The 12503-nt window shown below is 65.8% G+C and carries 10 protein-coding genes; 4 read left to right on the forward strand and 6 right to left on the reverse strand.

Annotated features, from left to right (window positions below; all coding sequences use genetic code 11):
- Positions 1-169 precede the first annotated feature (169 nt).
- The 4 genes from dnaA to mutM form a co-directional block, all read right to left on the reverse strand.
- Positions 170-1558, reverse strand: a complete 1389-nt coding sequence (dnaA, locus tag AC13C7_RS01910; RefSeq protein ID WP_172320375.1) for a chromosomal replication initiator protein DnaA — start codon at positions 1556-1558, stop codon at positions 170-172.
- Between the two features lie 711 nt (positions 1559-2269).
- Complete coding sequence (gene rpsT, locus AC13C7_RS01915; protein ID WP_172320374.1) at positions 2270-2536, reverse strand: 30S ribosomal protein S20; 267 nt, start codon at positions 2534-2536, stop codon at positions 2270-2272.
- 171 nt (positions 2537-2707) lie between these two features.
- Entirely contained in the window at positions 2708-3484 is a 777-nt protein-coding gene (locus tag AC13C7_RS01920; protein WP_446118046.1) for an enoyl-CoA hydratase, read from the reverse strand.
- Between the two features lie 67 nt (positions 3485-3551).
- Positions 3552-4415: a bifunctional DNA-formamidopyrimidine glycosylase/DNA-(apurinic or apyrimidinic site) lyase gene (gene mutM / locus AC13C7_RS01925; RefSeq protein WP_482866446.1), complete on the reverse strand. Its 864-nt coding sequence runs from the start codon at positions 4413-4415 to the stop codon at positions 3552-3554.
- Positions 4416-4554: 139 nt separating this feature from the next.
- Between mutM and ubiE the strand changes: the two genes are divergently transcribed.
- From ubiE to AC13C7_RS01945, 4 genes are all read left to right on the forward strand, one after another.
- Positions 4555-5304, forward strand: coding sequence for a bifunctional demethylmenaquinone methyltransferase/2-methoxy-6-polyprenyl-1,4-benzoquinol methylase UbiE (gene ubiE / locus AC13C7_RS01930; protein ID WP_172320371.1), 750 nt, complete (start codon positions 4555-4557; stop codon positions 5302-5304).
- 3 nt (positions 5305-5307) lie between these two features.
- Positions 5308-6840, forward strand: coding sequence for a 2-polyprenylphenol 6-hydroxylase (gene ubiB, locus AC13C7_RS01935; protein ID WP_172320370.1), 1533 nt, complete (start codon positions 5308-5310; stop codon positions 6838-6840).
- Positions 6841-6970: 130 nt separating this feature from the next.
- A complete protein-coding gene (locus AC13C7_RS01940; protein ID WP_482866447.1) occupies positions 6971-8356 on the forward strand; it encodes a caspase family protein in 1386 nt (461 codons plus the stop codon).
- 61 nt (positions 8357-8417) lie between these two features.
- Positions 8418-9755 (forward strand): S1 family peptidase, encoded by a 1338-nt coding sequence (locus tag AC13C7_RS01945; protein ID WP_482866448.1) that lies wholly within the window; start codon positions 8418-8420, stop codon positions 9753-9755.
- Positions 9756-9801: 46 nt separating this feature from the next.
- On the opposite strand, the gene AC13C7_RS01950 is transcribed toward AC13C7_RS01945, so the two are convergent.
- Together AC13C7_RS01950 and fliK are read right to left on the reverse strand one after the other, a co-directional pair.
- Positions 9802-10455 (reverse strand): flagellar hook capping FlgD N-terminal domain-containing protein, encoded by a 654-nt coding sequence (locus tag AC13C7_RS01950; protein ID WP_172320367.1) that lies wholly within the window; start codon positions 10453-10455, stop codon positions 9802-9804.
- A 14-nt stretch (positions 10456-10469) separates the two neighbouring features.
- Positions 10470-10958, reverse strand: coding sequence for a flagellar hook-length control protein FliK (fliK, locus tag AC13C7_RS01955; protein WP_482866449.1), 489 nt, complete (start codon positions 10956-10958; stop codon positions 10470-10472).
- Positions 10959-12503: the final 1545 nt, after the last annotated feature.

Genomic DNA, 12503 nt, shown 5'->3' on the forward strand with positions numbered 1-12503 from the left:
GCAGGACAAACCAATGCGGGCGGGGCTCAAGCCCGGAGACGATGTCTTTGAAAGCTCAAAGCATCTGGATATTTACGAGCTCCCGCCCGCAACCATCATCGCATAATCCAAACGGACTGGATATTTTCGGAACAAAGAAGGTTCGCGAAAAGGGAAGGGGAGAGCGGGGTCAGGCCTCCAGCATCCGGCGCAGCAATTCGGCATCCTCGGCGATCTGGCTGTCGAGCGAGATCAGCTCCTCGATCTTGCGCACCCCGTGCAGGATGGTGGTGTGGTCGCGGCCACCGAACTTGCGCCCGATCTCGGGCAGGGACCGGGTGGTCAGTTTCTTGCACAGATACATCGCCATCTGCCGGGGGCGCGCGATGTTGCGGGCGCGCGACGGGCTCATAAGGTCGGTCTGGCGCAGGTGGTAATGCTCGCAGGTCTTCTTGATGATCTCCTCCATCGTGACCTTGCGGTCGGAGGCGCGCAGGATGTCGGACAGGCATTCCTGCGTCATGTCCATGGTGATCTCGCAACCGATCAGGTCGGCGAAGGCAAAAAGCCGGGTCAGCGCGCCTTCCAGCACCCGTACATTGGAGGAGACGCGATGTGCGATGAACTCCATCACGCCGGGCGCGATCTTGAGGTCGGGGTGGCGTTCGCGCTGTGCCTCGACCTTTTGTTGCAGGATGCCGAGGCGCAATTCATAATCGGTCGGGTGCAGGTCCACCACCAGCCCGCATTGCAGCCGCGAGGCGATGCGGTTGTCGAGCTCCTCCATGTCCACCGGGGCGCGGTCGCCCGAGATGATGATCTGCTTGCCGAGTTCTATGAGCGCGTTGAAGGTGTGGAAAAATTCCTCCTGGGTGGAGTTCTTGCCGGCGATGAACTGCACGTCATCGACCATCAGCACGTCGATCGAGCGGAAGGTTTCCTTGAAGCTGATCGTGTCCTGGTCGCGCAGGGCGCGGATGAAGCGATACATGAACTGTTCGGCGGAAAGGTAGATCACCTTGAGCTGCGGCTGGCTCTGCCGCAATTCCCAGGCAATGGCGTGCATCAGATGGGTCTTGCCGAGGCCGACGCCGCCATAGAGGAAGAGCGGGTTGAAGGACACGGCCCCGCCTTCGGCAACGCGGCGGGCGGCGGCATGGGCCAGTTCATTGGGCTTGCCGACGACGAAATTGGCGAAGGTATGGGCGGGGTTCAGGGCGGATTCGGGCAGGTCCTGCGGCGCGGCCTGAACCGCCCTGCGGGACTGTGGCGCGGGGGCCGGGGCGGGCGTCGGGGTCGGTGCGCTGTTGGAATTTCCCGCGTTCGAGGCCACGGCGGCGGCATTCACGGCAAACTGGACCCGGTCGACATCGACCCCGGCCGAGATCAGGTGGCGCAGGATGACATCGGAAAAATGCTGCGTGACCCAGGTGCCGATGAAATTCGTGGGCACATTGAAATGCGCGGTGCGGTTCTGGACCGTATTGAAGGTGATCGGCTCGATCCAGGCCGAAAAATTGTTCTTGCCGACAGACTTGAGCAGCTCGCCCCGAACCTGGCCCCACGTATCCTGAGTCATTCTATTCCCGTCTTCTTTTCAATTGACGCGGGCGGCCCCGGCCCTGAGCAGCCGATCCTCCGCGCGGGCGATGCGTGCGCCGCCCTGGTTGTCCCTTCGCCTTCCAACTGTTCCGCATCATCCGCGCGCCGGTCCGGGCCTGGTGCCGTTTGCCGACACGCGTGTTGCCCCACCGGGATCCGGTGCGCTGGCCGGTCTTCCGCGACGGAAAAACCAAGAAGCTCCGCCCGACAGACGCCAACCAGCCCCCGGACCCTTCGGCCCGAGCGATTCTGGTGCGGCGCCCCGAAGGGCAAAGGTCTCTGGACATCTCGGAACCTCGCCAGCGCCGACACGTGGCCGGATAGCGAAAGGACCAATGCGATGCGGATGGCCCTGAAGCCCCCGATCACACGGCTTTCCGACTGCGCCTGACCGGACCTTTCCGGTCCGATTGCCCGGTCTCTCTAACGCAGCATGGCAGCGCTGTCGTGGACCCGGTCAATTCTGTCATGACGCAGCTGAATGTCCCCCCAGACAATGTGAATCATTGATCTCAAGCTAGCGGGACTCGGACGCTTGTCGCAATCAATCATTGCGCTTGACTCGGGAGGGGGGTGCAACGAATCCCCGAGGGCCCGGATAAAGGTGCCGAAGATCAGGGAAATTCCGGAAAAGAAAAAAGGCGCCCCGGGTGGGACGCCTTGTAAACAAGGGGTTTGAAGGCCCCGATCAGGCCCCGAGCGCCTTCACGCGCGAGGACAGGCGCGACATTTTCCGCGCAACGGTGTTCTTGTGCAACACCCCCTTGGTGACGCCGCGCATCAGCTCGGGCTGAGCGGCGCGCAGGGCGGCCTGGGCAGCGGCCTGGTCGCCGGAGGCGATGGCCTCCTCGACCTTGCGCAGGTAGGTGCGGATGCGCGAACGGCGGGCTTTGTTGATGGCGAAGCGCGCTTCGTTGTGGCGGGCGCGTTTCTTGGCTTGCGGCGTATTGGCCATATCTCGGGTTCCCTTCGGTGGGCTGTCAGGTGACTGTCGAACGCGAAAGCGATGCCCACACCGGGTTTCTTAAACCGGCCGAATCTGGTCAAGCGGACCTCGCACGCATGTATGGCGGGCCGTTTAGGGGATATTGCGGCGAAAGGAAAGCCCGGAATCGCACCCCCCGCGTCACTTGTCGCGGAACTGTGCCTCGCGCTTTTCGAGGAAGGCGGCCATGCCCTCCTTCTGGTCCTCGGTCGCGAAGAGCGAATGGAACACCCGGCGCTCGAACAGGAGCCCCTCGGAGAGAGTGGTTTCATAGCTGCGGTTGACCGCCTCCTTGGCGGCCTTGATCGAGGCCATGGATTTCTCGGCGATGCGGGCGGCGGCGGCCATTGCCTCGTCCATCAGCTTTTTCGCGGGCACCACGCGGCTGACCAGCCCTGACCGCTCGGCCTCCTCGGCATCCATGAAGCGGCCCGTCAGGTTCATGTCCATCGCCTTGGACTTGCCGACGAACCGTGTCAGGCGCTGGCTGCCGCCCATACCGGCGATGACGCCCAGGTTGATCTCGGGCTGGCCGAACTTGGCGCTGTCGGCGGCGATGATGAAGTCGCAGGCCATCGCCAGCTCGCAGCCGCCGCCAAGCGCGTAGCCCGCCACGGCGGCGATTATCGGCTTGCGGATCGCGGTCAGCCGGTCGGTGCTGTCGGCAAAGAGGTTCTCGTTGTAGACTTCGACGAAGCTCTTGGTCGACATCTCCTTGATATCGGCCCCGGCGGCAAAAGCCTTTTCCGATCCCGTGATGACGATGCAGCGCACCTTGTCATTGGCATCGGCCTTCTCCAGCGCCGTGCACAGTTCCTCCAGAAGCTGCGTGTTCAAGGCGTTCAGCGCGTCGGGCCGATTCAGCTTGATCAGGCAGATGTGGTCCTTGTTCTCGACGTTCAGGGTCTCGTAGGCCATGTCGATCCGTCCCGGTGTTTGGTGTCCTCAAGGAGGCAGGGTTATCAGCCCGCGCGTCCGGTTCAAGCTATCTTTGACAGCCGGGGCAGTAAAAGCTGGAGCGGCCCGATTGCACGATGCGCCGAATGCGCGACCTGCATCCGGGTGTGGCGCAGGGCATGCCCTCGCGGCCATATACCTGAAAACTATGCTGGAAATAGCCAAGCTCTCCGCTGGTCTGGCGATGGTCGCGCAGGGACGATCCGCCTGCGGCAATGGCGTCGTTCAACACATCGCGAATAATCGGGACTAACGCCGCGGCACGGGGGGCTGCGAGTCGGCCCGCGTGGCGTTTGGGCGAGATACCGGCGCGGTAGAGCGTTTCGCAGACATAGATATTGCCCAGGCCCGCCACGATTCGCTGGTCCAGCAGGGCGGATTTGATCGGGGTGCGGCGGCCCTTGAGGGCCGCGGCCAGGTAGGGGCCGTCAAAGCGGTTGCCCAGGGGCTCGGGCCCGAGGCTGGCCAGCAGCGGATGCGCCTCGGCGGTGGCGGTCGCCATCAGGTCCATAGCGCCGAAGCGGCGGGCGTCGTTGAAGGTGATCCGCGCGCCGCCCTCCATGTCCAGCACGACGTGGTCATGCTTGGCGGGGGCGGGCAGGGCGTGAAAGAACGCGGCCAGGGGTTGATCCGCGCCGCGGGTCGAGATCAGCATCCGCCCCGACATGCCGAGATGAATGAGCAGCGTCTCGCCGGTGTCCAGATCGACCAGGATGTATTTCGACCGGCGACGCAAGCGCTCCACCCGCGCGCCCGTCAGCCGCGCGGCCATGTCCGCAGGGAAAGGCCAGCGCAGATCGGGGCGGCGGATATCGGCGGCGGTGATGCGCGCACCTTCCATCACCGGGGCAAGGCCACGGCGCACGGTCTCGACCTCGGGCAGTTCGGGCATCGGCCTTTACCTAACTTTGATACAGGAGGGTCAAAGCGCCATTCCCTAGCAGCACCGGGCGCGCTGCGGCAATTGATGATTTGCCCCTCTGGGCGCAAAGGTATACCCCCGATCTGGATCGGAACAGGGCAGTTTCAAGATGACGAAAGACGACAGGACAACCCATTTCGGGTTCCGCACCGTAGGCGAGGAGGAAAAGGCCGGGATGGTCCACGGCGTCTTTTCCAGTGTCGCGTCGAAATACGATGTCATGAACGATGTCATGTCGATGGGTATCCACCGTGTCTGGAAGGATGCGATGATGGATTGGCTGGCCCCGCGCGACGGGCAGCGCCTCTTGGATGTTGCGGGCGGCACCGGCGATATCTCGTTCCGTTTCCTGCGCCGCGCGCCCGTGGCGCACGCGACCGTGCTGGACATGACCGAAAGCATGTTGGTCGAGGGTCAGAAACGCGCCGAGGCCGAGGATTTTGCCGACCGGCTGGACTGGATCGTCGGCGACGCGATGGCGCTGCCGTTCGAAGCCGGCAGCTTCGACGTCTACACGATCAGCTTCGGCATCCGGAACGTCACCCGCATTGCCGACGCCCTGTCCGAGGCGTTCCGCGTCCTGAAACCCGGTGGCCGGTTGATGGTGCTGGAGTTCAGCCAATTGCCCAACGAGGGACTGCAGAAGCTCTATGATCTCTATTCCTTCAACGTCATCCCCAAGATGGGGCAGGCGATAGCGGGCGATCACGACAGCTATCAATACCTGGTCGAAAGCATCCGCAAATTCCCCGATCAGGAGATCTTCGCAAGCATGATCCGCGAGGCGGGGTTCAGCCAGGTCAAATATCGCAACCTCTCGATGGGCATCGCGGCGTTGCATTCGGGCTGGAAGATCTGAGCGATGCGCGGACCGCATAATATCTGGCGCCTCATCCGCACCGGGGCCACGTTCGAACGCACCGGCGCCATGAAGGTGGCGTTGGAGGCGATGCAGGCCCCGCCCTTCGTGCGGGCGGGCGCGCGGATCCTGGGCTGGCCGTTCAAGTGGCTCGGGCTGAAGGGGGATACCAACCTGCCGCCCGTCACCCGCGCGCTGACCGCACTTGGCCCCGCTTATATCAAGTTCGGGCAGATCCTCTCGACCCGGCCCGATGTGGTCGGCGAAGAGCTGGCGCTGCAATTGCGGGTGTTGCAGGACAAGCTGCCGCCGTTTGACACCGATGTCGCCAAGCGCATGGTCGCGGAGGAGCTGGAAGCGCCGCTTGAGGAGCTGTTCACCGCGTTTTCGCCGCCCGTCGCCGCCGCCTCCATCGCGCAGGTGCATCGCGCGACGCTGCGCGAGACGGGCCAGGAGGTCGCGGTGAAGGTTCTGCGCCCCGGTATCGAGCGTGCCTTTCGCCGCGATATCGACGCCTTCTACCTGATCGCCACGGTGATCGAGACGCTGTCGCCCTCGTCGCGGCGGTTGCGCCCGCATGACGTGATCGAACATTTCGAGGGCGTCGTGCTGCGCGAACTGGACCTGCGCATCGAAAGCTCGGCCGCCGGGGAATTTGCCGCCAATACCGCCGAGGATGACGGGTTCAAGGTGCCGCAGGTCAACTGGTTCCTGTGCTCGCGCCGGGTGATGACACTGGATTGGGCCGAGGGCGCGCCGATGGGCGATGTCGCGGCCATCGACGCGGGCGGCCATGACCGGACAGTGCTGGCCGAACGCGTGTTGCAGATGTTCCTGCGCCACGCCCTGCGCGACGGGTATTTCCATGCCGACATGCACCAGGGCAACCTGAAGGTGGACGCAAGCGGCAATATCGTGGCGCTGGATTTCGGCATCATGGGGCGGCTGGACGAGTTTACCCGCCGCATCTATGCCGAGATCCTGATGGGCTTCATCCGGCGCGATTACCGCCGCGTTGCCGAGGTGCATTTCGAGGCCGGTTACGTCCCTGCCGACCGCGATGTGGGTGAATTCGCGCAGGCCCTGCGATCCGTGGGCGAGCCGATTTTCGGCATGGATGCCAGCAAGATTTCGATGGCACGCCTTCTCAGCTATCTCTTTGACGTAACAGAACAATTCGGGATGGAGACGCGGACCGAGCTGATCCTGCTGCAACGCACCATGGTGGTTGTCGAGGGGGTGGCACGGTCGCTCGATCCCAATATCAACATCTGGAAATCGGCGCGGCCCGTGGTCGAAAGCTACATCACCGAGAATCTCGGCCCCAAGGCGATGGCCCGTGACCTTGTGCGCACGGCGCAGATCCTGGCACGCTTCGGCCCGCGCCTGCCGCAACTGGCCGAGGCGGCGCTGCTTGGCCAGGCCAAGACCCTGCCGCGCCATCCGCCATCCCCCTGGCGGCAACGCATCCCGGCCTTCCTGGTGGGCATCGCTGTCACCGGGGCGGTGGTGATCTTGTGGGAACTGTTGGGCTGATCCGGTCCCCTTGCGCGCGCGCCCCGAGACGGTCCAACCCCCCGGTCGGTTCAAAAATAAATGAGTCGGAAAAATCAGGATTTCGGGGCATAATGCCCGCAATGAATTTTTGATTTGGGAGTTTTCCGCCGTGTCGCTGCTGCGTGGTCTTCGGGCTGAAGCGCTGTCCGTCATCCTGTCAGTCCTGGCCGGACTTGCCCTTGCCGGGGCCGCCAGCGCGGAGCGGGTAGCACTTGTCATCGGCAATTCCAGCTATGCTGCGAACCCGCTGATCAATCCCGTCAACGATGCCGAAGACATGGCCGCCCGGCTGCAGGAGATCGGGTTTCGCCTCTATGGCGACGGCCCTTTGCTGGAACAGGATCTGCGGTCGATGCAGATCGCGATCCGCGACTTTACCCGCACGCTGAACCCCGGCGACCTGGCAGTGTTCTACTTTGCCGGTCATGGCGTGGAATACAAAGGCACCAATTACCTGATCCCCGTCGATGACGAGGAGATCGAGTTCGCCGATGACGTGCCCGACTGGTCCTACCCCGCGCCGCGCTTTCTGGAGCGGCTGGCCGCGACCGGGGCGACAGGCGTGATCATCCTGGATGCCTGCCGCAACAACCCGCTGCCAGAACGCGGCGGCGGCCGCGAGATGGGCACCGGCCTCAGCCCGATGGAAACGCCCGCCGGTGCCTCGGCCTTCATCATGTATGCGGCCGCGCCCGGTCAGACCTCCTCGGACGGGGAGGGGCGCAACGGCCTTTTCACCAGCGCGCTCTTGCGGGCGCTGGAACGGCCCGAGCGGCGCATCGACGACATCATGTACGAGGTCTCGTTCCAGGTGCGCACCGCCACTGGCGGGCGGCAGGTGCCCTGGCTGGAATTCGCCTTCGCCGGGGAGATCCCGCCGCATTTCCAGCCCGGCAACAGCCATGACAACAGCAATGAAGCGCCAGTTCGCGCGGGCGCAAGCCTGCCCACCGGGACCAAGCCGGGGCGCGGCATCCTGACGGGCGGGGTGCCGGCCTATGGCGTGGTCGATCTGGACGGACCGCCGCCGCCGCAGGGGTTGCACCTGAACCTGCTGGCCGGGGGGTATGAGGATTCCGCGCAACTGGATGGCCAGTGCAGCGGCTTTGTCGCCAGCAACCCCGATTACCAGCTGAACTGGACCCCGGAGATCGGCCCGATCAGCCTGCGCACCGCCAGCGACGGGCCCACGACCCTGATGCTCTACGGCCCGGACCAGACCTGGATCTGCACCGCGGGTGCCGCGGATGGTGGCGGGCCGGTGCTGGACCTCGATCAGCAGACGCCGGGCTCCTACCGGATCTGGGTCGGGACCAGGGGCGAGACCGAGATCGCGCCGCCCGCCACGCTGATCATCGAAACGCTGTCCGTCGCGGCGGCCGTGCCTGACGGCGCGGGGGCCGAGGTCAACAACGCGCCCGAGAATCGCGGGTTGCGCAGCGGCGAGGCTTTGGGCTGGAACGTCATCTCCGAAGCGGGCCCCGGCGCGCGGTAGGGGTTTCGAGATTACAGGGCCGCATTGGCGGCTGTCGATGCTGATTGGGAGGTGCAATCACATGTTTACAAAAGCAATTGCGGTTGGGGCCATTGTTCTGGCGTCCTGGACCTTCTTTGCGGGTCGGGCCGAGGCGCAGGAGTTCTGTTCGGGCGACCGGGTGATGGGCGGCTGTCCCGTCTCGATCGGGGATTTTCCCTGGATGGTGTCCCTCAACCGGGCCAATGCGCGCAGCCGGTTCGACGGCCATTTCTGCGGCGCGACCGTGATCGCGGATCGGTGGGTTCTGACGGCGGCGCATTGTGTCGACACGGAATCGCCCAACAATCCGGTGGCGCTGGAAGTCTACGCCAACTCCTCCAGCCTGTCGGGCGGCGGAATCGCCTATGACGTGGACCGGATCTATGTCCATGCCGGGTATCAGGGCGTCGGCATCAACGACATCGCGCTGTTGGAGATGGCGCGCCCGATGGCGGTGACGCCGGTGCGCCTGTCGCAGGCGCCCACGGCGGCGACGGTCGAGGCACCGGGCGGGCAATCGGTGATCATCGGATGGGGCCTGACCCCGCCGCCGAATATCGCGCGCGGGCGCGGTCCGCTGACGGTCGAGGAACGCGGCAGCACCTCGGCCCCGTCACTATGGGACACGTCAGAGGTTCTGTTGGGGGCGGCGGTGCCCATCGTGCAGAGCAGTCTCTGCGATCCCTCCGCCGATGACACCATCATCTGCGCGGGCTTCCGCGAGGCGGTGGCCGATGCCTGCCGGGGCGACAGCGGCGGGCCGCTGCATGCCTATGATGCGCAGGGCTATGTGCAGGTCGGGCTGGTCTCGGGCGGCACCTATTGCCACCAGGACGGTGACCATTACGGCACCTATACCCGCGTGTCGGCCTATACCGACTGGATCAACGCCACCATGGCGGGCGAGACGCCGCAGGTCGATCTGCGCGCGAGCGAGCCCGATTACACCCTGCCGCCGACCTTCGGTTTCGTGCAGCTTTCCGCCGGGTTCCAGCCCGATCCGCACCGTCAGCAATTGCTGGCGGGGGGCAGCCTGCTGGCCTCTTCCGCCGGACAGGGCTGCGTCGGGCACGTCGCGGAAGCGCCGGATTTCCGGGTGCAATACCAGGGCAGTGGCGCACCGCTGAGCTTCGAGGTAACCAGCCAGTTTGACACCACGCTGCTGATCAACGCGCCGGACGGGCGCTGGTATTGCGACGATGACAGCGCGGGCGAGTTGCAGCCCAACATCACCTGGGGCAGCCCGTTGCAGGGTCAGTATGACATCTATGTCGGCACCTCAGCCCCCTCGGATGAGGTCGGCTATCCGCAGGCGGAACTGATCATCGGTGGCGGCGCTGGCGGGCAGGGCGGCACCGCGCCCGATCCGACCAAGTAGACGCGGATAGAAACCGGGGCGGGCATCGCGCCTGTCCGCGCTTGCCTCAGGCGGCCTCGCGCATTGCCTCGACCAGCGCCGATCGCACCTGTACGCCGCCCGGCATCGACAGCCAGACCTCGCCATCCACGATCTGCGCCTCCTCGATCGTGGCGTAGCCTTGCGCGGGCTGGACGCCGATCGGCTCATCCTCGCTGAAGTATTCGACATGGAAGCCATAGACTGCCTGCGGCAGGGGGCTGCCATCGGTGGTGACTCCGGCCCATTCGAAAGGCGTCTCGCTGGTCGGGACGCGCAGGCGCTGCATCTCGTTGCCAGCCCCGTCGGTGACGATCAGCTCCATCCGGTCGGCCAGCGGGTGGCCAGGGGCATAGAGGGTCAGCGGCTCGCCCTGGAAGGCCATCGGCATCTCGGCGCGGGCGTCCATTCCGATCCAGTTCGCGACCTGGCTCATACCCCCCTGCGCCATGCTCTGGCTGAGGCCGGTCAGCAGGTCATTGGTGCGCACCTGCTGTTCCACCCCGGAAAAGGTGGCAAGCTGCGAGGCAAACTCGGTCGAGTCCATCGGGTTCAGCGGATCCTGGTTCTGCATCTGCGTCGTCAGCATGGTCAGGAAGGTCTGGAAATCCGAGTTGATCATGGTTTGACCGGTGCTTCCCGCGCGGGCGGTGGCCGGTGTGGATGCGGGGGTGATCTCCATTTGCTGGGTCTCCTTCAGATGCGGATATCGAGGCCGGTGGCCGCGAGGGGGGGCGTGTCGGTGGACAGGCCGGGGGTGTCCGAAACGGCCCGCTCAGGCGCGCCGGAACCAGTGCCGTGATTGGCCTCACCGCCGCCCCGGCCTGTGAAGCTGAAGCCGGAATGCTCCAACCCCTGGCGCTGGAACTCCTGCGTCAGGAGGCCCGCGTGGCGGCGCATCAGGTCCAGTGTTTCGGGCCGGTCCACCGTCACCGCCAGAAACAGACCGTCATCGCCCTGACTGACCGAGATGCGCAGCTTGCCAAGCTCCGGCGGATCGAGGGCGATTTCCAGCGGTCCATTGCGATCCGGTGCAGCGGCGGACCCGGAGAGAGCGGCGGCCACCTGGGCCGCGACCAGCTCTGCCCGCGTGGGCAGAGGCGTGGCGGTCGGGGCTTGTGAGGTCGCTGTCGGCATGTCGGGCAGTTCCGCCACCGGGGTTGAGAACAGAGTGCTGATCTCCACGGGATCGACCGATGCCGACAGGCTGAGCGTCGGGGGGGGCGATGGGGGAAGAGGCGCGTCCTGTGCCCCGACCGTTTGCAGCTGGATCGGGGGCGACGCGGCCCGCTCCGACGCTGTCACCGAGGCCGTAATCGGCGCGGGTGTCGCCGGGGGCGGGAGGTCGTGATCCGGTCCTGCCGATGCGCCGGGTGTCATTGGCAGGGGCTGCGTCTGAGGGCGCGGTATCCGGGTGGCGCCTGTAGGACCAGGTTTCGGACCGTCCGTCGCGACGGGCGGGATGGCTTGCCGGAACGGCTCGGGTGTAGCGGCAAGGGTCTGGGGGCCGCGCATCGCCGGGGCCACGACCGGGGCGGGCACCTCCGCGGAAATCGCAGCCGGGAGCGATGCGGCCCGCGACAGAATCCTTTCTGGGGCCGGTGCCGCGGAAGGGCCTGCGGCATCGGGATCGGGGGGCACTGACTGGACAGGCCTGAAGGGCGTATGCCCTTGAACGGGTTGCGCGCCCGCGCGCGGCTGTGGAGGCGGCAAGACGTCGGTTCCATCTGGCGCGGATCGTGCGAACGAACTGTCAGCGGCGGCGGGGAGCGCCCCCGGTGCCAGGGCTGGTTTGATCGCCAAGTCAGATGGATGCGGAGGGGACGTCGCCGCTGTGGTGCCGGTCGGGGACAATGCCGCGTGTGCGACGGGTTGAACAGGGGCCGAGGCTGGTGCGACAGGATCGCGTGACAGGGCAAAGGGATGGGTCGCGGCGGGGGCCACGCCCGATGGCGTGGCGCGCGGCAGGGGGGCGTCTGCCTGCTGTGTCATGGCGCGCGGTGACCCGTCGGGGCCTGGCGGCAGGGCGGTGTAAGCCCCCGTATCGACAGCTATGTCGCGTGCCGTGACAGCATCGGACATCCCCTCGGTCGTGGCTGAAGGTGTCGGACCCGACCCGGGCGGGGACGATTCGTCTGCCGGGGGCATTTGCCGGACCTCTTCATGAGGACGGGCAGCATGACGCGCCTCCGGCACGGGGATCTGTTCAATCATCCTCGCGGTCGGGGACGGGGGCACGTTCGTGTTCCCCGCGCGGCGCAGAGCGGACAGGCCGTCACCAGGCGCGATACTGTCGCGTCCGGCTTCCGGTGCCGAGGCGCGATGCTCCTGCCCCGCTGGAATCGGGGCTGGCTGTTGCGGCGCGGGATGGTCTGGTTCGTCCTTCAAGCCAGCACTGGTCAGCCGACGCGGCTGTTGTGTGGGCGGCGTATCTATCCCGGGCGCTTCAGTCAGCAGGTCGGCATCCGGCGCGGTGCCGGCCAGTGACTGGCTTGCCGACGGGATTGATAGGGGGGCAAGTGGCGTCTGACCCGGCAAGTTGACCGAACCGGGGCTCACCTCCGCCGATCCGGCAGTCGGGAATGGCAGCGCGCGCTCGGAGACCGGGGGGGGCGGCTGGTCCGTGATCATCAGACCGGACGGCTGAATGCGGTCGGAGCGATCAGGCAGCAAGAATGACAGGAACGCCCCATCGGACAGGACGCGCGGCACGGTGCCCGACGGGCCGGG

Source organism: Alterinioella sp. B-7, assembly GCF_056857775.1.

What these genes read in the sequence shown, in the direction of transcription:
- dnaA (WP_172320375.1), bottom strand. Translation starts at nt 1,558, where the DNA reads ATGACTCAGGATACGTGGGGCCAGGTTCGGGGCGAGCTGCTCAAGTCT.
- rpsT (WP_172320374.1), bottom strand. Translation starts at nt 2,536, where the DNA reads ATGGCCAATACGCCGCAAGCCAAGAAACGCGCCCGCCACAACGAAGCG.
- AC13C7_RS01920 (WP_446118046.1), bottom strand. Translation starts at nt 3,484, where the DNA reads ATGGCCTACGAGACCCTGAACGTCGAGAACAAGGACCACATCTGCCTG.
- mutM (WP_482866446.1), bottom strand. Translation starts at nt 4,415, where the DNA reads ATGCCCGAACTGCCCGAGGTCGAGACCGTGCGCCGTGGCCTTGCCCCG.
- ubiE (WP_172320371.1), top strand. Translation starts at nt 4,555, where the DNA reads ATGACGAAAGACGACAGGACAACCCATTTCGGGTTCCGCACCGTAGGC.
- ubiB (WP_172320370.1), top strand. Translation starts at nt 5,308, where the DNA reads ATGCGCGGACCGCATAATATCTGGCGCCTCATCCGCACCGGGGCCACG.
- AC13C7_RS01945 (WP_482866448.1), top strand. Translation starts at nt 8,418, where the DNA reads ATGTTTACAAAAGCAATTGCGGTTGGGGCCATTGTTCTGGCGTCCTGG.
- AC13C7_RS01950 (WP_172320367.1), bottom strand. Translation starts at nt 10,455, where the DNA reads ATGGAGATCACCCCCGCATCCACACCGGCCACCGCCCGCGCGGGAAGC.